The sequence below is a fragment of the Amycolatopsis sp. cmx-4-54 genome (assembly GCF_046548895.1).
Lineage (GTDB): Bacteria > Actinomycetota > Actinomycetes > Mycobacteriales > Pseudonocardiaceae > Amycolatopsis.
Genome location: NZ_JAEBEJ010000015.1, coordinates 1 through 20,488, shown reverse-complemented (window position 1 = coordinate 20,488; position 20,488 = coordinate 1). Strand labels below are relative to the sequence as shown.

Below are 20,488 nucleotides of genomic sequence, written 5' to 3'. Positions count from 1 at the left end.
GCGAGTCACCGGGGGTCGAGGATCAGGGGCAAATGCGTGTAGCCGCGCAGGAAATTCGAGACCAGGCGGCGCGGCTCGCCCGCCGGTGCGACCGCGTCGACGTGCTCCAGGAGCGCCTGGACCAACGACCGCAGCTCCAGTCGTGCCAGGAACGCGCCAAGGCAGAAGTGCCCGCCGAGCCCGAACGTGAGGTGCCTGTTGGGGCGGCGGGTGAAGTCCAGGTCGTCGGGGTGGCCGAACACGTCCTCGTCGCGGTTGGCCGAGCCCAGCCACAACGTCACGAACTCCCCCGCGCTGATCGTCTCGCCACCGACCTCGTGGTCCGCGGTCGCCACCCGCATCACGTGGTTGGCAGGCGAAGCGAACCTCAGCAGCTCCTCGGCCGCGTCGTCCACGGGCACCGCGCCGGCCCGCAACAGCTCCCACTGCCGCGGCCAGGTCACCATGCTCAGCGCGGCGACGCTGCCCGCGTGCCGGGTGGTCTCGTTCCCGCCGGAGATCAAGCCGTGGCAATTGAGGACGGCCACCTCCTGGCTCATCGGCCGCCCGCCGAGCGTGGCCGTGGCCAAGGCGGTCGCCACGTCCTCACCGGGGTCGCGACGCTTGCTCGTGATCAGCTGGTCGCAGTACTCGAGCAGCTCGGTGTGGGCGGCGACCTGGGTGGCGGCGTGATCGGTTCCGGGATCTCCGAACGCGGCCTGCGTGACGCGTGAGACGTAGGCCCGGTCGGCGGACGGCACACCCAGCAGGTCGCAGATGACCGTGGCGGGGAGCCTTGCCGACACCTCGTCCACGAAGTCGACAGGTTCGCCCCGGGCCGCGGCGGACACCAGCTCACGGGCGACGGCCAGCGTGGCGTCGGTGAGCAGGCGAATCATGCGCGGCTGGAACGCGGCTCCGATCGCTTTGCGGATTTCGGTGTGCGCCGGGTCGTCGGAGACGATCAGCATCTTGCCCGCGGCCGCCTCGGCCGCGAGCTGGGCGCTGCTTCTCTCCACTCCCAGCTGCATGCCCTTCTCCGAGGAGAACGAACCGGGCGCGCGGTACACGGACTCGATGTGCGCGTACCGGGTGAGTACCCAGTAGGGGAACTCACCGCGTGACCGCACGGGTGCACCACCACGCCGCAGTGTCCGCCAGATCCGCTCCGGTCGTTCCCCCGCGTAGAGGGCCGGGTCGGCGAGGTCCACCCTCAGCACTTCGTCGAGGTCGTCATCCGCGATGATCACGCGGGCTCCCGTTCCGGCCGCGTCGCGGCGACGTCGTAGATGGCTGTCCCGGCCAGGAGCGGGTCCTGCCTGACTTGGGTGTCGAACCCGGCGGCGTCCAGCTGCCCCAGCACCGCCGCCAGCGCGCCGCGCTCGTCGTGCACCTCCACCGCGACCTGTCCGATCAGCGACCAGGTCGCCGTGTCGATCCCGGCGAGTACGTCGGCTTCACTCTTCTCCACGTCGACCTTCAGCAGGTCGACCCGCGGCAGCCCGGCCGCGCGGATCTCCGCGGACAGCGTCTCCACGCGGCACGGCACGGTCGTCGCGGTATGCGGGCCGGGGACGAACGACCAGACGTCGTCCTCGTCGAAGCCGCTGTTGCGCAGGTAGGCGCGGGTCACGTCGGCGTCGGCCGCCGGGTCGGCGCGCAGTCCGGACATGGTCGTGACGTCCGGGTAGTAGGTCAGCTCGCGGTCACCGCCCTCGGCGCCAAGGGCGACGCGGCGGCACGTGGCGTCCATGCCGTGCAGCTCCACGTTGCGTGCCAAGGCGTCGAACGGGCCGGGGGCGGGTTCGAAACACAGCAGGCGCACGTCCCGGCGTTCCAGGTGGAAGAACAGGGCGGCCATACCGACGTTCGCGCCGACGTCGACCACCACGTCGCCGTCGCGCAGGCGCAAGCCGCGGTCGAGCCAGCAACGAGCGGAGAAGATCTCCCGATAGAGGGTGGCACCCTCGGCTTCGCTGAGGCAGTACAACGATCGGCCATTGGGCAAGGTGCAGAGGCGGGCGGTCACCGTTGCGCCTCCAGCCAGCGCGACAACTGCTCGACCGTCGGGTGGTCGAACAGGGCGCGTGCGGGAATCGGGAAGTCGTATTCCCGGCGGAGCCGGGACAGGACCATGGTGGCACGCAAGGAATGCCCGCCCAGCTCCTGGAATGTCTTCGTGTGATCGTCCACCTCGACGTCCAGGACGCTCTTCCAGATCATCGCCACCAGCGCCCTGGTCTCGAAGCCGCCGGGCTCCCGCTCATCGTCGGCGAGCGCGGCGTGCAGCGCCGGCCGATCGAGCTTCCCGTTGTGCGTCAACGGGAGCGCGGGCACCGGGGTGATGCTGACCGGCCGCATCTCGGGCAACAGCCGCGCCGCGCACACCTCGGCGATGCGCTCAGCGGGCAGCTCCCGGCCTTCCGGTACGGCCGCCACCCGGACCTCGGCGCCGTCCACGACGGCCGCGGCCTCCCGCACGCCGGCACACGACGCGACGACGGCGGCGATCTCATCCAGTTCGACGCGCACGCCGGCGATCTTGGTCTGTGCGTCACGGCGGCCCACATGGTGCAGCAGGCCGTCCGCGTCGAGTCGCGCCAGGTCACCCGTGCGATACATCCGGCTGCCGTCGGCGGCGAACGGGTCGGGCACGTACGCGCGCGCCGTCGCACCGGGTTTGCCACGGTAGCCCCGCGTCACGCCCGGCCCGGCCACCACGACCTCGCCCACCCCGCCGCGCGGCACCGGCCTCAGCGCCGCGTCGAGCAGGTGGAGCCGGGTGTTCGGGACGGGACGGCCGATGCCCGCGACGTCCTCACCCGCCACGCTGTCGGACCACGTCGCGCACACTGTGAGTTCTGTCGGGCCGTAGGCGTTGACGAGGCGGCGGCCGGCGCCGTGGGACTCGGAGAGTGACCGGGCGAGCGGCTCGCCCGCCGAAACGACGTTGGGCGGCAACGCCTCGGGGTCGTGCTCGGCGAGCATCGTCGGGGTGAGGGTGACGCTGTCGGCCTGCCCTCCGAACACCACCGGGTGGCCGGACGTCCACGGCAGCAGCGTGCCCCACAGCCACCCGTCGAACGCCGGGCTCATCGGATTGCGGCCCGCGCCGGGCATCGCGAGGCTTTCGAGGATGGTGAGCAGGTGCTCCACGTTGCCGTAGGTGGCTTCCACCCCCTTGGGCACGCCGTCCGTGCCGGACGTGTAGACGACGTAGGCGAGGTCGTCGTCCCGGTGGGGCACCACATCGGTCCACGCGGCGGACCCGGTCTGCTCGGTCAGCACGACCGCACCCGCGTCGCGCACGATGGAGTCACGACGTGGCGCGGGGTGCGCGGGGTCGAGCAGGACGGCCGTACCGGCACACCGCCACACAGCGAGCAGAGCGGCGGCCTGGTCAGGCGTGGATCCCAGACAGAGCGCCACGGTCGGGCGTTCCCCCAACGTCCCGACCTCTCGCTGATAGGCGCCGACGAGCCCGGCGAAGGCCTCCCGTTCCACATCGTCGGCGACGGCGGCGTCGTCGTCGGCGAAGCGATCGAGTGCGAGGAGCCGGTCGAGGCGTCCGCCGACCGCGGGGCCCGCACGGGTGGGCACGGGCCGGGCCGGGATGTCCGTACCCGCGAGGACGGCGAGGAAATGATCACGGACGGACTCGGCGGTCGCGGCCGTGTAGCGGTCGGCGCGGTAGAGCAGAGCGCCCCGATCGCCGCGCAGGGCGATCACCAGATCCCAGCGCAGGCCGAGCGACGGAAGCTCGACGGTGGTGACGCGCAGCGCGCCGCAATCGAACGTCGCCGGGCGGGTCTCCGGGTTCAGCACGAGCGCGGTGCGGGCCAGGCCGTAGCCGCCGTCGGGCGCGGACCCCGCCATGATCCGGTCGTACGGGACATCCGCGTACGCCAAGGCCGCGCGCAGCCGTGCCGCGACGACCGGCACGTTGTCGCGCAGCGCGGGGCCGGTGATCGTGGCGCGGACCGGGAGCAGGTTGACCAGCGGGCCGACGAGGTCGCGGGTCCCTGGCGCGTCGCGGTTCAGATACGGGGTCGCGGCGACGACGTCGTCCTGGCCGCTGAAGGCCGCCACGGTCATCAAGTGGGCGGTGAGCAGCACGGTCACCGGTGTAGTGCGGAGTTCGGCGGCCAGCGCACGGACCCGTGCCGCGGTATCCGCCGGAATTTCCAGCGGGACAGTGCCCGCGCTCAGTTCGTCGCCGCGGCGCGTCAGGTCGGGTTCGACCGTCGCGGGGACGGCGCCGCGCAGCATGTCGTGCCACCACGCCTCGCCGGGCCCGCCGCCCTCCCGGCCGTGGACGCGGCTGCCGAACGCGGGTGGTTCGGCGGTGACGGGGGTACCGCCGAGCGTGGCCCACAGATCCTCCTCCACGAGGCCGACGGAGTAGCCGTCGACGAGGCTGTGGTGCAGGCGCAGCAGCAGACCGTGACCGCCGCCGGAGGGGAACACCGCCGCTTGGAACCAGGTATCGCGGTCGGTCAACGGATCCGCCGTCTCCGCCGCCACGGCCGCGGCGAAGTCCGCGCGCCCGCCGGGCAGCGGGACGACCTCGACGCCCGCGCAGTCGTCGCGGATCTCCTGTACGGCCGTCTCCTCCACCACCACCAGCCGGGCCCGCAACATGTCCCGCCGATCGGCGACCGCGGTGACGGCCGCGACCAGCGTGGCCGTCGGCACCTCGCCGTCGAGCCAGAACGCCAGGGTGATCTCCTCGGCGCGGCTGTCCCGGATTCGCATCTGGGCCAAGGCGCGCCGCTGCTCGGCACTGGCCGGATACCGAGTGATCATCTCGTCCCCCTCGCGACGTCCAAGGCCCGTGCCACCCGGTCCACCGTGGCGGAGCGGGGTTGTTCGAAGTACTCCCGGCGGCCGGTGAAAACAGCGTGCACGGGCTCGGTCGTGGCGTAGCCTGACCAGCCGTGCGCGTCCTGTTCGCCGAACACGTCGTCGTCCTCACCCCGCCACACCTCGACGGCCACGCCGAGCGGGCCGTGCCGGTGGCGGTGCGCGGCCGCCGCCTCCACCGCCGCCCGGTAGGCCGCCAGCATGGCCGCGGCCACGTCATCGTCCACAGTGGACTGATCGAGGCCGAGCCTGCCGGACAGCTCCCGGTCGTTCAGCGACAACAACTCCGCCGCCGCCTTGGACTCCGCGGACTCCGGGTCGGCCAGCCCGTGCGGCGGGCGGCTGCCGGACACCACGAGCCGCAGCGGCGGACGGCCCGCGGCGACCATCCGGTGCGCGACTTCCAGCGCGAGATGACTGCCGGAGCAGTGCCCGGCGAGCACCCAGCGTTCCGGGACGAGGTCCGTCAGGTGACAGGCCAGCGCGTCCGCGAGGTCCACAATGGACGGCACGGGGGTTTCGAACAACCGCGCTCCCCTGCCGGGCACCTGCACGAGCGCCACGTCCGCGCCCGGCAAGGCCGCGGGCCAGCCGGACAGCAACTCGGGGCCGGCGCTGCCGGGCGGCACGACGACCGCCAACGGCCGCGCGTCCCACGGAGGTCCGGCGAGCCAGCGCCCCGTCATGCGCGCGCCCGAACCTGCTGCTCGACGTGGTCGGCGAGATCCTGCAGCACCGGATAGTCGAAGACGGTGGAGATGGGCAGCTTCAGGTCCATGTCCTTGTGCAGGCGGGCGATCACGCGGATGGCGAGCAGCGAGTGTCCACCGAGGCTGAAGAAGTCGTCCTCCGGCCGGATGTCGGTGCGCCCCAGTACGGTGCGCCACACGGCCGCGATGACCTCCGTGGCCCCGCTCTCCTGCGGTGCCGCCGGCTCCGCGATCGGATCGGCGACGGGTTCCGGCGCGGCCGTCAGGCGGGCGCGGTCGAGTTTGCCGCGCGCCGTCAGCGGGATGCGCTCCACCCGCGTGATCCGGCTCGGCACCATCTGCGACGGCAGCACCGCCCGAAGACGTCCGGGCAACACCGCCGGGATGTCCGGCGCGCACACCACGTACAGATGCAGCGCGGGGTCGCTGCCCTCGTCGTCGAGCAGCACGGCGCACGCGGTCACGCCCGGCTGGGCCAGCACGGCGTGCTCGACCTCGGCGCGCTCGACCCGGAACCCGCTGACCTTGACCTGGCCGTCCAGCCGCCCCAGGTATTCGAGGCAGCCGTCGGCGCGCAGCCGGACCCGATCTCCCGTGTCGTACATGCGGGAGCCGTCGCAGGCGAGGGGATCCGGCACGAACGCCGTCGCCGTCCGGCCGGGCGCGCCCAGGTAACCGCGGGCGAGCCCCGGCCCGGCGAGGTACAGCGTGCCGGGGGTTCCCGGCGGCACGGGCCGCAGCCACGCGTCGAGCACGTACGCCCGCACTCCCGGCAACGGCAGCCCGATCGTCGGGTCCGGCGACAGCGCCAACGGGTAGACCGTGGCGTCCACGGCCGTTTCGGTCGGCCCGTACATGTTCCACGCGACGACGGTGTCCGCTGCGCGCAGCCGCGCCCACAAGCCGGGCGGGATCGCCTCGCCACCGATCAGCAGCCGCAGGCGCGCGCGGCTACCGGCGAATCGGGACAGCAGCACGTCGAGCACGGCTTCGAGGTGCCGTGGGCTGATGTCGAGTTCGGTGACGCGGTCGGAGACGAGGCGTTCGACGAGATCCACCGGGTCGAGCCGGGTGTCCTCGTCGAGCACGACGATCGTGGATCCGCCGAACAGACGCACCCACTGTTGCACGGAGGCGTCGAACCCGAAGCTCGCGTTGAGCGCGAGGCGTTGCCCAGGGCCGCACAGCCCGAGCGCCGACAGATTCGCCAGCAACATCGAGAGGCCGCGATCGGTGACACCGACGCACTTCGGCGTGCCGATGCTCCCGGACGTGTAGATGGCGTACGCGAGTCCGTCGGCGGGACGGCCCGCCCACACGTCCGGCGCGTTCCCGTCGGCGGGCACGACCACCGCGCCGTCACGGGCGAGTCCCGCGGAACATACCGTCGCGAGGTTCCCGGTCAGGGCCGCCAGCCGTGCCTCCGGCTGGGCGGCGTCCAGCAACATCGGCGTCGCGCCCGCGCGCAGCACGCCGAGCACCGCGACGGGAAAGTCGCGCGACCGCGTGCACAGGACGGCGACCTGTTGCCCCGCGACGCTTCCGAGCCGTGCCGCCAGTACACGGCTCAGCGCGTCCAGCTCCCCGAACGTCACCGAACCGGCCCGGTCCATCACCGCCACCGCGTCGAAGTGGTTCGCCAAGACGGCACGCCAGCACGTTTCGAGCGAGTCGGGTACGGCGACGGGATCCGGGTCGTGCAGCACACTCACCGGCCCCGTCGCCGGGAGTGCGGCGGGCCGGGCGCCAGGGTCGTCGGTCGCGGCCTCGATCAAGGCCACCAGGTCGTCGAGCACGGCCGTCACGTCTGCCCGGTCGAGCTGGTCCTTGGCGTAGGACACTTCGAACCGCAGGCCGCCGGCCGTGCGGCGGTAGTCGAACGCCAGGTGATAGCGCGCCACGTCCAGGCGCAGCTCCCGTGTCTCGACGCGGAGCCCGGCCAGCTCCAGCCGCGGTGTGTCCTCTTCGGTCAAGGTCACGTCCAGCAACGGGTTCAGCCCGCCCGGCCGCACGCCCGACTCGGTGAGCACCCTGTCCAGTGGTAGGTGGGAGTGCTCCAACGCACCCGTCACGACCTCGCCTGCCGACGCGCACAGGTCCTCGAAGGTCCCGGCCTCGTTCACCCGGAACCGCACGGGCAGAAGGTTCACGAAGAACCCGATCAGGTTCTCCTCCCCCGCCGCACGCCCGGCGAAGGGCACGCCGAGCACCACGTCCGCCGTGCCGGTCCGTCGGGTCAGTGCGATGGCGAGCAGGCCGAACAGCGCCGAGTACAGGCTGGCACCCGCCGACGCGGCGAGCCGTTCCAACCCTGCGACGCGGTCCGCCGGCACGTCCCGGTCCGCCCATCGCCCGGAGAACGAGCGCCGCTCCACCGGTCGAGCGGTGGGCAGCCGCACGGCCTCCGGCGCGTCGGCGACCACTTCCCGCCAGTACTCGACCGCGGCCGGCTCAGGTGTCCTGTCGTCGAAACGGCGGCGCGCGTAGGGCAAACCGATCGGGGCCGGTTCGTCGCCGCGGTAGAACGCGGCGACCTCGTCCATCAGGATGCGCATCGATACGCCGTCGGTGGCGATGTGGTGCACGTTGAGCAGCACCACGCACTCGGCCGGGCCGATTTCGTAGACCCGCACCCGGATCGGCCAGTCCGAAGCCAGGTCGAACGGTGTGCCCACCTCGTCGGCGATCCATTCGCCGGCCTCGGCCGCGTCCCGGACGGTGCGGCGTACGCAGAATGCGGACCCTGGCGCGTGGACCCGTTGCACCAGCACATCGCCGTCCAGCGCGAACGTGGTCCGCAGCGGGGTATGCCGGGCCACGACGGCGGCGAACGCGTCCGTGAGCCGATCCGTCCGGCAGGGGCCATGGACGTCGAACCGGTAGGGGAAGGAGAATTCGACACCCCGCGGTCCCTGCTGGTGCACGAGCCAGAGTCGTTGCTGCGCCGGGGAGGCGGGCGCGTCGCCGGTGAACGGTGCGGTCATCGGGGCGCTTTCGTCGTCGTGGTCTCCGCCAGCGCGAACCGCGCGGGGTCGAGGTCGGGCATGGTCTGCACGTAGTCCTCGAACGCCGCCGTGGCGGCCGAGTTCATCTCGCCCCGTCCCTCGGTGCGCATGATCTCCTGGGACAGACGCAGCGACTCGGTGAGCGAGTCCACGGACATCCCCTTGCCGAGCAGGTAGGGAATCGACCAGAAATCGAAGTCGTAAAGCGGCAGCCACGTGGACGCCTCGACGGACGCGAACAGGCTGTCGCAGTGGGCGGCGGCCTCTTCGGAGGTCATGGTGTCGTGCCGCCAGCGGTAGGCACTGCCCGCTATGCCGAACTCGTCGGCCTGCCGGTAGATCGGCGACCGCGGGTTGGCCCACCAGGTCTGGGCGCGCCAGAACGTGGGCCGTGTCTCCTCCAGGAAGTCCTTGGTGCGCTGCACGCTTTCCGCGGTCTCGCCGGGGAATCCGACGAGTACCGACGCGAACGTGGTGATGTCGCGAGCGTTCAGCTCCCGCAACCCCGCCCGGTACTGGTCGTCCTGAGCGAGCTTCTTCATGTTCTGCAGCACCGTCGGGTCCGCCGACTCGATGCCGAGGAACACCCCGGCGCATCCACTCGCCGCGGCCAGGTCGAATGTCCTCGGGTCGCGCGCGGACGAGCAGCGCAGATAGGAGTACCAGGACAGGCCGAGGTCCTCCTCGATCATCATTTCGCACAGCGCGAGGAACCGCTTCGGTGGCACGTTGAACGTGTCGTCCACGAACACCACGTTGCGGACGCCTTGCTCGGCAAGCTGCCGCAGCTCGCGCCGCACGGTGTCGACACCGGCCAGGGTGAGGGCGCCTGCTCGTGACGGGTAGTCGCAGAACGTGCACTTGAACGCGCAACTGCGGGCGGTGCGGAGCTGTGCCGTGGCGCCGAGGCCGACGTCGCGGAACAGCGACCAGTCGATGGAGCAGGCGTCCAGGTCGTTGCTCTCCGGGCGCAGTGAAGTGGCTCGCCAGTCGCCCCGCGCACCGCGCCGGACCAGCAGGTTCGGCACGCCGTCGAGGTCCTCTCCGGCGCGGGTGGCGTGGCAGATCTCGGCCAGCGTGTGCTCGCCCTGCGACTCCCACACGTACGCGTCGGCGTCCATGAGGTCCAGCAGGTCGCTCATGTCGTCGTCCACGAGGTTGAGCTGCACGTGCTCCTGCGCCAGGTTGTCCACCAACGGGCCGCCGACGACGATCCGGCTCGTCGGGCTCAGCGCGCGCACCAGCTCCACGATCGGCAGGACGGGCGAGACGCTGACGTAGAACGTGGTGGTGATGGCGACGACCTTCGGCCGTTCGGCCAGTGCCGCGCGCAGCTCGTCGTGCTGGCCCGTCACGGAAAACACCGCCGACGCGGCCAGCCCGCGCCGCCGGAGGTAGCTCGTCAGGTACAGACAGGCGAGGTTCAGCACCTCCGACGGGTGGTAGCGGTCCGCGCGGCCGCTGGACCGCGCCCGCAGCGCACTGAAAGCCTGTAGCCACGGCTGGTCGTGGCCGTCGACTCGCAGCCGTTCCCGTGAGTAGATCTGCCGTTCGGGAGAGCCGGGCCCAGCGCGTTCACACACCGAGGCGTATTCGCCGAAGTCGCCCTCGTTGTAGCCGACGACGAGACAGTCCAGGGTGCTCATCCGACCTCCGCCCCGGGGCCGTCGGTCCGCAGATCCGCCAACGCCAGCGGGTCGCCCATCGCCACGACGACGTCCCGCCTGCCGGTGAACGCGTCACGACCGTGGGACGACAGCAGGTTGTCCACCAGCAGCAGATCGCCGCGCCGCCACGGGAGCCGCCGGGTCGCCTCGTCGTAGGCGCGGTTCATCGCGGCCACGTCGTCCTCGGGTAACGCCGTCCCGTCGCCGTAAGCGGTGTTGAACGGCAGCCGGTCCACTCCGAACTCGCCTACCAGGATCTCCCGGATGTCGTCCTCCAGCGACCATTGGCTCCAGAACGCGGCGTGGTTGAACCAGACGCGCTCTCCGGTCACGGGGTGCTCGACGACGCCCGGCCGCACCTGCTCGGTGCGCAGCTCGTCGTCGACCCAGCGACAGCCGATGGCGTTGTCCGCGCAGTACGCCTCGACGTCGGCCGGATCGGTCGTGGAGAACGCGACCTGCCAGGACAGGCCGACCGTGTCGTGGTAAGTGCGGTGCAGCCGCCAGCCCAGCTCGCACATCCGCGCCACTGTCTTGTCCGGCAAGGTTTCCAGGACGCGGCGAACGTCGGCGACGGTCGTCGCGCCGCCCGTGTCGGCGGCGGTCAGACAGCCGAACAGCAGGCGTCCCGGAAAGGTGAGCGTGTAGCTGTTCTCGTTGTGCTGGCGGATCGGCTGGCTCGGCGGCAGATCCGTGGAGGAGTAGACGCCGGACCCGAAATCCGTGCGCGGCGTGGCCTTCTCCCGGTACTCGGCGCGGCGCAGGAAAGCCGCGTCACGGACCGCGGCGAACTCCGCCCGGTCGCGGAGCCCGGCGCCCGCGAAGTACAGCGCGCCGTGCTCGGCGAGCGCCGCGTCCACGGCGTCGTGATGTTCCCGGAACCAGTCCGGCGCGTCCGCGCCGTCGAGGTCCACGGTCGGTGGCGCCGTACCGTCGGTGCGCACCCGTAATCGTTCGACCATGATCGGTCAGCCCCCTTGGTCCGCCGGCCGGAGCAGCGGCGCGACAGCGTGCGGATAGTCCAGGTAGTAGAAGTGGCCACCGGGCGCGGTCGTCGAGCCACGCCAGCGGAGGGTGAGCTGTCGCCACGCGGGCAGGCCGTCCGCCGGGACGACCTCGTCGTCCCGGCCGCCGACCGCGGTCAGTGGTACGTCGACCGGCGCGACGTCACCGTGCTCGTAGCGATGGGCGAGCGCGAAGTCGCCACGGATCGCGGGAAGCGCCAGCTCCAGCAGTTCGGGATTGGCCAGCACCTCCGGCGGCATGCCGTCACGACGGGCGAGCAGTGCCGTGAACGCCGCGTCGTCCAGCAGGTGCTCGGCGTCCGCGAGCGGTCCTGAGCCCGGCGCGCGGGCGGCGGACACCACGAGCTTGACCGGCGCGCGGCCCATGTCGTGCAGGCGGCGAGCGGTTTCCAGCGCCACGTAGGCGCCGAAGCTGTGTCCGAAGAGGACAGTCGGGCCGCCGAGCGCGGCGATCGCCGCGGCCGCGGCATCCGCGTAGTCCTCCAATGCCTCGCCTGGCGCTTCCCGGAACCGCGGGCCGCGCGCCGGGTACTGCACCGCCCAGAAGTCCCAGCCGTCCGGGACGGCCCCGTCCAGCGCGGCGGCGGCCGTGGCGCTTCCACCGGCGTACGGGAAGTACACGACCGAGCCGAGGCCCGCGGCCCGATCCCTCACCACGCGGCGCAGCCATCGCGTGGAGCGGTCGGTCGCGCCCGTCATCGGGCCTCGCGCAGGCTCAGCGGCGTCATGTCGGTCCAGGTGCGGTCGACGAACGCCACGCACTCCTCCTCCGAACCGCTGAACCCCGCCTCGCGCCAGCCGCCCGGCAGCGGCAGTTCCGCCGGGAACAGGCCGTGCTGCTCCTCGTGGTTGACCAGCACCCGGTACGTCCTCATCCCACCGCTCCCCTCGTCGCGATCGCCGCGGCGATCGCGTCCTGCGTCCGCAGCTTGAACACCTGCCGCACGCTCAACCCCAGCCGCGCGGCGAGCCGGATCGCACCCAGCGACCCACCGCCGGACTCGAAGAAGTCCTTGCCGAGATCGCCCTCGGCGACACCCAGGACCTCCGACCACGCGCGCCTGACCGTCGCCAACGCCTCCGCGCCGCCTTCAGCCGGCTCGTCGCGCGGTTGCTCGTGGCCAAGGAACGTCTTCACCCGCCGCAGCAGGCCGTCCGCTACCTCCGACGGCACCACGGCCGCGTTGCGGCACGCCCGGAGCCGGTAGCCACCGGCCGCGCGCACGAGATAGACCGCGAGATCCCGTTGGCAGTAACGGCTTTTCACGTCCAACCGCCGGCACGTCAGGCCAGCCAGCACCGGGCCTTCGCCCATGGCGGTGTTCGACGTGAACGTGACGGCGACATCACCGAAGCCCGCGGGCGAGGCCTCCTCGAACGGCACGGCGTGGTGCTCCAGTACGCGGCTCAGTGCTTTACCGACCGCCGTGACCGCCTCGTCGCGCGACCACTCCGGATCACTCGCCACCCGCACGGGCAACGTGTTGACGAAGGGGCCCACCACCTCGTCGTAGCCCTCTGGCCGGATGGACACGGTCGTACCCACCACGGTGTCGGACGTGCCGAACTCGGCGGCGACCGCCTGGTGCACGGCCGTGAGGAGGAACGCGAACGGCGACCGGCGCGGCCCGGACTCCAGGAGCGCCTCGTACTCGGCGGTGCAGTCGACGTCCGACCACCCCGCCGGGTAGGTCTTGTCCACTTCGGACCCTTCGACGCCGGGCGGTGCGCCGGCCAGCTCGTCCCGCCAGAACGCGGCGGCCCGCTCCCGGTCGCCGGGCGGTGCGACGACGGGAAGATCGACGAACTGGGGCGGCAGCGGCGAGGCGTAAGGCAGACCGGCGGACAACGCGGCGTACGCGCCGGACAGGTCGGCCTCGATGACGGCCATGGACGCGGCGTCGTTCACCGCGTGGTGGATCTGCAGGACGAGCACGTGCTCCTCGGCCGACCGAAGGACCAGTTCCGCCCGTATCACCGGCCCGCGGGCCAGGTCCAGGCGCTCCGGCGGCCGGTCGGCCACGACCTCGGCCCAGGGCCGGTGCGCGGTGCTGCGGCTCATGTCCGTCACGGTCAGGTCCAGCGGCGCGTCCCCGACCACCTGCCAGAGCTCGTCCCCGCGCAGCTCGAACCGGGTACGGAGCACCGAGTGCCGCGCCACCACCGTTTCGACCGCGGCCACCAGCGCGTCCCGGTCCACCGGGCCGGCGAGGTGGTAGGCGTGCGTCACGGTGTAGCCGTTGCGGTGCGGCGACAGGGAATCCGCCAGCCACAGGCCGCGCTGCGCCGCCGTCGCCGGGGCCTCCCGCACCGCGGGTTCGGGGGCACGGGTGCGGCTGGCGTAGTCGCGCATGGCGCGGAAGCCGTTCACGGTGTCGTCCCTTCGCTGACGCGGCCTTCGACCTCGGTGCGGAAGTCCGCCAGCACCGGGACCCGGAACATCGTCACGAGCGGTACGTGAACACCGAAGTGGTCACCGATCCGAGCGCACATCCGGGCCGCCACCAGCGAATCCCCGCCCAGCTCGAAGAAGTCGGCCTCGTCGGGGACGTTCGGCAGGCCCAGTGCCTCGCACCAGAAGCGGGCGATCACGTCCGGCGGACCGGCCCCGGCGGGCGTGGTGGACACGGCGGGTGTGGCCTCGGCGAGAGCCGTCAGCGCGCGGCGATCGGCCTTGCCGTTGATCGAGACGGGCAAGCGGTCCACGTGGGTCAGCGTCGCGGGCAGCGCCGCCGACGGCAGCCGGGTGCGGAGGTGCTCGCGCAGGTCGCCGGAGGGTGTGGGGGTGCCGGTGTAGAAGACGTGCAAGGCGCGTTCGGCCGTCATGACGCAGACCGCGGTCCCGACGGCCACGTGGGTCTCGACGGCCGACTCGACCTCGCCGAGCTCGATCCGGACGCCGCGGATCTTCACCTGGTTGTCCCGCCTGCCCCGGTACATGACCACACCGTCGGGCTCGAGCCAGGCGTAGTCGCCCGTCGCGTACATCCGCCCGCCGGGCTTGCCGAACGGGTCGGGCACGAACGCGCGGGCGGTCGCACCGGGGGCTCCGGCGTAGCCGTTGGCTTCGCGCCCACCGCCGATGTAGAGCTGTCCGATCCCGCCGGGGCGTACTGGGCGCAGCCACTCGTCCAGCAGGTACAGCGTGGCGTTCGGCAGGACGGTGCCGATATGCGGCCGGTCGTCGAGGAGCAGGCCCGCGGTGGCCGTGACCCCGCCCTCGGTGGGGCCGTAGACGTTCATGATCGGACACGGCGCGGCCGGCGGGCGCCCGGTCATCGCCTCCGCCCCGGTCTGCAGCAGCCGGTACGTCGGGTGCGTCGCCGGGGCCGCGGTGACGGCTCGCATCAGCAACGATGTCGTGAGCAGTGTGACCGTGACGCCTTCCTCCGCCGCCCACGCCCACACCCGCACCGGATCCGTCTTCACTTCGTCCGGCATCAGGGCGAGCCGCCCGCCGACGGCGAGCACCGGCAACCATTCCCACAGCGACGCGTCGAAGCTCGCCGAGCAGTGCCCGGACACCACGTCTCGCTCGGTCAGCCCACCCGCGGCCACGCCGTCGGCGATGGTCCCGGCCAGTGTCGCGTGGTGTACCTCGACCGCCTTGGGCCTGCCCGTGGAGCCGGAGGTGTGGATGACATACGCCGCGCCGGCCGGCTCGTGCCTACGTGGCGGGCCGACGTCGACCGGCGGGGCCTGGCCCAGTTCCAACACCGGCGCGTCGGCAAGGGCGCGGTAGGCGGGCTCCGTGATGACCAACGCGTGCGGAGTGTTCGCGAGCGCGGCTCTCGTGCGGCCCACGCTCGTCGGGTCGCACGGCATGTACACCGCGCCGCACGCCATGATCCCCACCGCCGCCGCGATCTGCCACGGCCCGCGCCCCAGTACCACGGCCACTCGGTCGCGGGGCCGCACGGCGCGGGCGGCCAGCTGGTCCGCCAGCCAGGTGCACGCGTCGGCGAGCTGCCGGTAGGTCCACACCACGCCGTCGCAGGACAACGCGGGCGCGTCACCGCGTTCGGCGAACAGCTCCGGGAATTCCGCGATGGCGCGAGGCGCGGCGGGTGGCATGAACCGCGGCACGACGGCGCCCGACGCGACGGTGAAGCTCAGCAGCGGCTCATCGGGCTGCCGGAGACATCGGGCCGCCGCGTCCTGAAGATCGTCGCGGAACGCGGCCAGCGAGCGGGCGGTCCAGCGCGTCGCGTCGCCGAGCAGCGTGCAGGCGGCGGGCCCGGCGGCGTCGGACTCGATCTGGAGCACGAGTTCGAAATGAGCGCGGGTGCCGACGACGTCGTGCACGCGGTGAGCGGTCACGTCGTGCCAGAGTGCGGACGGTGCACCGATGTGGGCGGGCGCCACCGCGAACCGGACCTCCGCCCCGGCCTGGCCGGTGATCAGGTCGAACTGCACGGGGTGGTCCATGGCATCGAAGAACCGGTCGGAGAGTCGGTCGACGAGGTCGGCGAATCCGTGCTCGTCGACCTCGCAGCCGATCGGCAGCACGTTGGCGAAGCAGCCCACGGTGTCCTCGGCCGATTCCGAGCGGCCCAGCACGGGCATCGCGATCAACGGTGATACGTGGCCGAACCAGCGGGACAGCACCAGCTCGTAGAGAGCGAGGACACCGACCAACGGGCTCGTCGCGGCACGATCGGCCACGGCGGCGAGCGCCACCCGTTCCGGCTCGCCCAGGTCGAAGGACGTGCGGCGCACACCCGCGCCGCGGTCGCGACCGGTGGTCGCGACCGGCTCGACGGCGGACAGCACCCGACGCCAGTACTCCAGGTCGGCCCGGTGCTGTTCGGTGGTCTCGGCGGCGGTGGCGGCCGCGAGCAGGTCGAGGTAGTCCCGGTCGGCCACCGCGCCGGGGCCGGGCGGGACCCGGCCAGCGGACCGCGCCGCGTAGGCCGCGCCGAGGTCGCGGGCTACGAGGTCGAGCGACCAGCCGTCCACGACAAGGTGATGGAACGTCCACACGAACACCCACTCATCCGGTTCGCGCAGGGGTGCGAGCGTGGCGGCCGACAGCGGGGCGTCCACCAGCGTCAACGGTTCCGCCAGCACGCGTTCGGCGAACTCCTCGACCGTCCCCGGCACGAGCGGGCGTCGCGACCAGGTGAAGGCGCCGTCGGCGTCGGCCAAGCAGGTCTGCTCGGGAAGGCCGGTTCCGTTGTCGGACAGGCGGGTGCGCAGCGCCGGGTGCCGCGTGACGACGTCCGCGCAAGCCAGGCGCAACAGCTCCGGCCGCACCGGACCGGTAAGGCGGAAGGCGAGCGCGGCGAGCAGCGTGGCGTCCTGATCCGCCATGCCCCGCCTGGCCAGATCGAGCCAGAGCCGGCGTTGCGGCGGGGACAGCGGGACCGGCGCGGCGGCGGGCCCAGCGGTCACGAACGCACCGCCGTGCGCAATTCATCAGAAAAGCTCAGCATGCAGATCCCCCGTGCGGTGCACCGTCCGATGAAATAGGCCGACGCGGTCCACCGCGGTCACCCTGACCCGGCGCCGAACACGATCGGCGAATACCTTTCGAGACCTACCCGCCGACCGGATGACTGTCAAGGTTTGAGGACCTTGATCTACCCGACCATACCAAAGGATCTCTGACAGTCCACATTGGACAATTGACGACAACGGATCGATCTGCTTCCCTGAAGTGGATCCAGCCGGTGGGGATACTCACCCGGCCGACGAAATTGGGGGGCGTTTCTCGCCGGCGCATTTTGGCGACCGCCAACGGGGTTTGACTTCGGGGGGAATACCTGTGGGCAAAGCGCGATCGCGTGAACACGCACCGAACCCGCTCCGCGTGGCGATCCTCGGCACCGGCCACCTCGGAACCGACCTCCTGCTGAAGGTTCTGGGTTCACCGGTCCTGGAGTGCGCGTTGTTCGCGGGGCGGCGGGCCGAGTCGCCCGGTATACGCATGGCCGCCGCGCGAGGCGTGCGCACGACCGCCGGCGCGATCGAGGCGGTGGTGGATGCGCTGGACGACGTGGATCTGGTGTTCGACGCGACGTCGGCCGCCGACGCGACGCGCCATTGGGCGGTCCTGCAGCCGTCGGGCACGCCGTTCGTGGACCTCACGCCCGCGAACCTCGGGAAATTCTGCGTTCCCGTGCTGAATCTCGCCGACTGCCTCGACGAGCAATACGTGAGCATGGTGACCTGTGGTGGGCAGGCCGCCGTACCGATGGCCCGGTGCTTCGGCGAGGCCACCGACGGCCTTGGCTACGTGGAAATCGTCTCCGCCAGCGCCGCCGCCAGCGTCGGCCCCGCCACCAGAGCCAACATCGACGAGTACGTGGTCACCACCGAGACCGCGACACACGAGTTCTGCGACACCCGCGCCACCAAGACGATGCTGGTGGTCAACCCCGCCGAGCCCGGGGTGGTGATGCGCAACTCGATCGCCGTGTCGGCGGAGGAAAAGGTGGACCTGACCGCGTTGACCGCGGCCGTCGCCGACGTGGAGAAGCAGATCAACGCCTACGTCCCCGGCTACCGTGTCGTCGTGCCGCCCGTGGCGACGAAGGACCGGGTGATGCTGACCGTCGAAGTGGAAGGCCGGGGCGACTGGCTGCCGCCGTACGCGGGCAACCTGGACATCATCTCCTGCGCGGCGATCGCGCTGGCCGAGGCACGGGCATGGGAGCGGGCATGACCGACGTGACGGTGTGCGACTCGACCCTGCGCGACGGCAACCACGCGGTGGCCCACCGACTCGGGGTGGACGACATCCGCACCTATGCGCGCGCCGCCGCCCTGGCGGGCGTGGATGTCGTGGAAGTAGGGCACGGCAACGGACTCGGCGCTTCGTCCATCCAAGTCGGACTGGCCGCCGTGGACGATCTGACCATGCTGCGGACCGCGAAGGCGGAACTGCGCGACACCCGCCTCGGCGTGCTGTCGATGCCCGGTTTCTGTTGCGTGGAAAGGGATCTGAAGCCCGCACTGGACTGCGGCGTGGATGAGGTGCGGGTCGGGGCGCACTGCACCGAGGCCGACGTGACACGGCAGCAGATCACGATGCTGAACGACCTGGGCGTGGTCGCCAAGGGCATCCTGCTGATGAGCCACATGATCGGCGCCGCCGAACTGCTCGAGCAGGCAAGGCGCATGCAGGACTACGGCGCGCGAGGCGTGATCCTCATGGACTCCGCGGGTGCCTACACCCAGTCGGACGTCGAGGAGAAGGTCGGCACACTCGTCGAGCACCTCGACATCGCCGTCGGTTTCCACGCGCACAACAACCTCGGGCTCGCCGTCGCCAACACGGTCACGGCCGTCGCGGCGGGCGCGACGATCGTGGACGTCACTTCCCGCGGCTTCGGCGCGGGCGCGGGCAACGCACCCCTGGAACTGGTCGCGGCGAACCTGCACAAGACCGGAGTGCCGACACGGCTGCGGCTCTTCGAAGCGCTGGACGCGGCGGACCTGGCACATACGGCGTTCGTGCGGCGCGTTCCCACCAACGACGGGATCACGATCACCAGCGGAATCGCCGGAGTGTTCTCCGGCTTCGCCGGGCCCGTGCGGCGCGCCGGCGAGCAGTTCGGCGTGGATCCACGGGAGATCCTGGTGGAACTGGGACAGCGCAAGGTCATCGCCGGCCAGGAGGACACGATCGTCGAGGTGGCGCTGGAACTGGCGCGACGGGTTGCGTGAATGTCCATCCACAGTCGACTGGCGCACGAGCTGCGAACCGCTGCCCTGCAACGGACTCCCGTCGTACCGATCACGACCCGCCACCCATCGCTGACACTGGACGACGCCTACGCCATCCAACGCGAACTACGCCGGAAAGACCTCGCCGAAGGCGCGACCATCGTCGGCTACAAGATCGGCGCGACGAGTGACGCGATCCGCCGTATGTTCGGAGTGGACCATCCGGATTTCGGGTATCTCACCGACCGCATGGTGCTGCCTGACGGGGCGTGTGTCCCCGCTGACCTGATCGCTCCGCTCGTGGAAGGCGAGATCGCCTTCCGCCTCGACGCACCACTACGCGGGCCGGACACCACGGCCGCCGATGTGCTCGCCGCCACCGGCACGGTGATCCCGGTGCTGGAGATCCTGGACAGCCGGATCACCGACTGGGCGATCAAGCTGGTGGACACGGTCGCCGACAACGCTTCGTCCGCGGCAGTCGTGCTGGGCACGCCCGTCTCACCGAAAGGCGTGGATCTGGCGGACGAGGAGATGGTGCTTACCGTGGACGGGCAAACGCACGCCGCACAGGGATCGGCCGTGCTCGGACACCCGGCCGAAGCAGTGGCGTGGTTAGTGCGTGTTCTCGCGACGTACGGCGAGGGCATCGAAGCAGGCCACATCGTACTCGCCGGGTCATGGACAGAAGCCGTCAGAATCACGCCGGGCAGCGTCGCCACGGCCTCCTTCAGAACGCTCGGCAGCGTCGGGCTGACCGTTCCGGCCCAAGGACAGGGACTTGACGCCGGTAAGCCGAACTGAGGTCGTTCACACCTGAGAGGCCCGTTCGCCCGACACCTGTGATGGCAGCGAACCATCCAGCCCCGCCCGTGGTGACAGTGCCGACCGTTCCTGGCCAGGCATCGCCGGACTCGTGACAGGGATCCTCTATCCGGCTAGGTGGCCGCAGACCAGGTGTGCGGCATCGTCGCCGAAGCGGCGGCCGCGGGACGAACCCGCCTGGACCTACCGGCTCGCCTCGGACGGCACCCTCACGATCACCACCCCCACCGGGCAGAGCTACGACAGCACACCACCGCCACTCCACCTACCCCGCCCAAGGACACCGCTCGCCGACGAACCGCCACCGTTCTGCTGCGTTGCCGGGAAGTGGCGACAGGCGGCTAGGCCTCGCCGTCAGAGACGCGTTGCCGGGAAGTGGCGACAGGCGGCTAGGCCTCGCCGCCAGAGACGCGTTGCCGGGAAGTGGCGACAGGCGGCTAGGCCTCGCCGTCAAAGTCGCGCTGCCAGGAAGTGGCGACAGGCGGTCAGGCCTCGCCGCCAGAGACGCGCTGCCAGGAAGTGGCGACAGGCGGCTAGGCCTCACCGTCAAAGCCGCGTCGCCGAAACGCGGCGACAAGCGGCTAGATCTCACCGTCAAAGCCACGTCGCCGAAACCCGGCGACAAGCGGCTAGATCTCACCGTCAAAGCCACGTCGCCGAAACCCGGCGACAAGCGGCTAGATCTCACCGTCAAAGCCACGTCGCCGAAACCCGGCGACAAGCGGCTAGATCTCACCGTCAAA

At 71.4% G+C, this 20,488-nt stretch carries 15 protein-coding genes and 1 pseudogene; 5 read left to right on the top strand and 11 right to left on the bottom strand.

Features of this window, described 5'->3' with window-relative positions; genetic code table 11:
• Positions 1 to 5: 5 nt before the first annotated feature.
• Genes ACLJQ7_RS36390 through ACLJQ7_RS36340 form a run of 11 tightly spaced genes read right to left on the bottom strand, consistent with a single transcriptional unit; the run spans position 6 to position 16,643 of the window.
• Entirely contained in the window at positions 6 to 1,229 is a 1,224-nt protein-coding gene (locus ACLJQ7_RS36390; protein WP_410652706.1) for a cytochrome P450, read from the bottom strand.
• Positions 1,226 to 2,008, bottom strand: coding sequence for an FkbM family methyltransferase (locus ACLJQ7_RS36385; protein WP_410652705.1), 783 nt, complete (start codon positions 2,006 to 2,008; stop codon positions 1,226 to 1,228). Before ACLJQ7_RS36385 ends, ACLJQ7_RS36390 begins: the two co-directional genes overlap by 4 nt.
• On the bottom strand, positions 2,005 to 4,785 hold the full coding sequence (locus ACLJQ7_RS36380) for an AMP-binding protein (protein WP_410652704.1): 2,781 nt from the start codon (positions 4,783 to 4,785) through the stop codon (positions 2,005 to 2,007). The genes ACLJQ7_RS36385 and ACLJQ7_RS36380 overlap by 4 nt, the downstream gene beginning before the upstream one ends.
• Complete coding sequence (locus ACLJQ7_RS36375) at positions 4,782 to 5,528, bottom strand: thioesterase II family protein (RefSeq protein WP_410652703.1); 747 nt, start codon at positions 5,526 to 5,528, stop codon at positions 4,782 to 4,784. The genes ACLJQ7_RS36380 and ACLJQ7_RS36375 overlap by 4 nt, the downstream gene beginning before the upstream one ends.
• The gene (locus ACLJQ7_RS36370; protein WP_410652702.1) at positions 5,525 to 8,536 is read right to left on the bottom strand and encodes a non-ribosomal peptide synthetase; all 3,012 of its coding nucleotides are present in this window, start codon (positions 8,534 to 8,536) and stop codon (positions 5,525 to 5,527) included. Before ACLJQ7_RS36370 ends, ACLJQ7_RS36375 begins: the two co-directional genes overlap by 4 nt.
• Complete coding sequence (locus ACLJQ7_RS36365; protein WP_410652701.1) at positions 8,533 to 10,203, bottom strand: PhpK family radical SAM P-methyltransferase; 1,671 nt, start codon at positions 10,201 to 10,203, stop codon at positions 8,533 to 8,535. Before ACLJQ7_RS36365 ends, ACLJQ7_RS36370 begins: the two co-directional genes overlap by 4 nt.
• Positions 10,200 to 11,186: a TauD/TfdA family dioxygenase gene (locus ACLJQ7_RS36360; RefSeq protein ID WP_410652700.1), complete on the bottom strand. Its 987-nt coding sequence runs from the start codon at positions 11,184 to 11,186 to the stop codon at positions 10,200 to 10,202. Before ACLJQ7_RS36360 ends, ACLJQ7_RS36365 begins: the two co-directional genes overlap by 4 nt.
• Positions 11,187 to 11,192: 6 nt before the next feature.
• Positions 11,193 to 11,948, bottom strand: coding sequence for a thioesterase II family protein (locus ACLJQ7_RS36355; protein ID WP_410652699.1), 756 nt, complete (start codon positions 11,946 to 11,948; stop codon positions 11,193 to 11,195).
• Positions 11,945 to 12,124: an MbtH family protein gene (locus ACLJQ7_RS36350; RefSeq protein ID WP_410652698.1), complete on the bottom strand. Its 180-nt coding sequence runs from the start codon at positions 12,122 to 12,124 to the stop codon at positions 11,945 to 11,947. The genes ACLJQ7_RS36355 and ACLJQ7_RS36350 overlap by 4 nt, the downstream gene beginning before the upstream one ends.
• Positions 12,121 to 13,620, bottom strand: coding sequence for a condensation domain-containing protein (locus ACLJQ7_RS36345; protein ID WP_410652697.1), 1,500 nt, complete (start codon positions 13,618 to 13,620; stop codon positions 12,121 to 12,123). The genes ACLJQ7_RS36350 and ACLJQ7_RS36345 overlap by 4 nt, the downstream gene beginning before the upstream one ends.
• Positions 13,617 to 16,643, bottom strand: a complete 3,027-nt coding sequence (locus tag ACLJQ7_RS36340) for an AMP-binding protein (protein WP_410652696.1) — start codon at positions 16,641 to 16,643, stop codon at positions 13,617 to 13,619. The genes ACLJQ7_RS36345 and ACLJQ7_RS36340 overlap by 4 nt, the downstream gene beginning before the upstream one ends.
• Positions 16,644 to 17,016: 373 nt before the next feature.
• Here ACLJQ7_RS36340 and ACLJQ7_RS36335 point away from each other — a divergent pair, with 373 nt between their 5' ends.
• The 5 genes and pseudogenes from ACLJQ7_RS36335 to ACLJQ7_RS36315 form a co-directional block, all read left to right on the top strand.
• Positions 17,017 to 17,916 (top strand): acetaldehyde dehydrogenase (acetylating), encoded by a 900-nt coding sequence (locus ACLJQ7_RS36335; RefSeq protein WP_410652695.1) that lies wholly within the window; start codon positions 17,017 to 17,019, stop codon positions 17,914 to 17,916.
• Positions 17,913 to 18,920: a 4-hydroxy-2-oxovalerate aldolase gene (gene dmpG, locus ACLJQ7_RS36330; protein ID WP_410652694.1), complete on the top strand. Its 1,008-nt coding sequence runs from the start codon at positions 17,913 to 17,915 to the stop codon at positions 18,918 to 18,920. The genes ACLJQ7_RS36335 and dmpG overlap by 4 nt, the downstream gene beginning before the upstream one ends.
• A complete protein-coding gene (locus ACLJQ7_RS36325; protein WP_410652693.1) occupies positions 18,921 to 19,724 on the top strand; it encodes a 2-keto-4-pentenoate hydratase in 804 nt (267 codons plus the stop codon).
• A 178-nt stretch (positions 19,725 to 19,902) separates the two neighbouring features.
• A pseudogene (locus tag ACLJQ7_RS36320) lies at positions 19,903 to 20,055 on the top strand (HNH endonuclease); the annotation flags it as partial.
• Positions 20,056 to 20,110: 55 nt separating this feature from the next.
• The coding region (locus tag ACLJQ7_RS36315) for a hypothetical protein (RefSeq protein WP_410652855.1) at positions 20,111 to 20,488 on the top strand (378 nt) is incomplete at its 3' end.

What these genes read in the sequence shown, in the direction of transcription:
- ACLJQ7_RS36380 (WP_410652704.1), bottom strand. Translation starts at nt 4,785, where the DNA reads ATGATCACTCGGTATCCGGCCAGTGCCGAGCAGCGGCGCGCCTTGGCC.
- ACLJQ7_RS36375 (WP_410652703.1), bottom strand. Translation starts at nt 5,528, where the DNA reads ATGACGGGGCGCTGGCTCGCCGGACCTCCGTGGGACGCGCGGCCGTTG.
- ACLJQ7_RS36370 (WP_410652702.1), bottom strand. Translation starts at nt 8,536, where the DNA reads ATGACCGCACCGTTCACCGGCGACGCGCCCGCCTCCCCGGCGCAGCAA.
- ACLJQ7_RS36365 (WP_410652701.1), bottom strand. Translation starts at nt 10,203, where the DNA reads ATGAGCACCCTGGACTGTCTCGTCGTCGGCTACAACGAGGGCGACTTC.
- ACLJQ7_RS36360 (WP_410652700.1), bottom strand. Translation starts at nt 11,186, where the DNA reads ATGGTCGAACGATTACGGGTGCGCACCGACGGTACGGCGCCACCGACC.
- ACLJQ7_RS36355 (WP_410652699.1), bottom strand. Translation starts at nt 11,948, where the DNA reads ATGACGGGCGCGACCGACCGCTCCACGCGATGGCTGCGCCGCGTGGTG.
- ACLJQ7_RS36350 (WP_410652698.1), bottom strand. Translation starts at nt 12,124, where the DNA reads ATGAGGACGTACCGGGTGCTGGTCAACCACGAGGAGCAGCACGGCCTG.
- dmpG (WP_410652694.1), top strand. Translation starts at nt 17,913, where the DNA reads ATGACCGACGTGACGGTGTGCGACTCGACCCTGCGCGACGGCAACCAC.
- ACLJQ7_RS36325 (WP_410652693.1), top strand. Translation starts at nt 18,921, where the DNA reads ATGTCCATCCACAGTCGACTGGCGCACGAGCTGCGAACCGCTGCCCTG.